Below are 531 nucleotides of genomic sequence, written 5' to 3'. Positions count from 1 at the left end.
CGCTTTTTCTAGCGTCATACCCGGATCTGGCGGAACCAGTTTCGAAATACGGTCAACGAAACCAAATGGGTGACCAAGAACACGACCAACGTCACGGATTACCGCTTTCGCCGCCATCGTACCGAATGTGATGATCTGAGATACGGCATCTCGACCGTACATTTCGGCAACGTGATCAATCACTTGGTCACGCTTATCCATACAAAAGTCGACGTCGAAATCGGGCATGGATACACGTTCTGGGTTCAAGAAACGTTCGAAGAGCAAGTCATATTCAAGCGGATCAAGATCGGTGATTTTCAGCGCGTAGGCCACCAAAGAACCGGCACCCGAACCACGACCAGGACCGACTGGAATCGCGTTGTCTTTCGACCACTGGATGAACTCCATTACGATCAAGAAGTAGCCTGGGAACCCCATTTGGTTGATTACGTCGAGTTCGATTTGTAAACGCTCGTCGTATTCTGGACGGCGCTTTTTGCGCTCTTCTTCATCAGGGAATAGGACCTCTAGACGCTCTTCCAAACCTTC

At 50.1% G+C, this 531-nt stretch carries 1 pseudogene; it reads right to left on the bottom strand.

The annotated features are described in order from the left end of the window. Positions 1-531 (bottom strand): annotated as a pseudogene (dnaE, locus tag R7190_RS30325) (DNA polymerase III subunit alpha); the annotation flags it as partial.

Source organism: Vibrio sp. 1078-1, assembly GCF_033340475.1.
The sequence above is the reverse complement of the archived record's forward strand: the minus strand, read 5'-3'. Positions and strand labels throughout refer to the sequence as shown.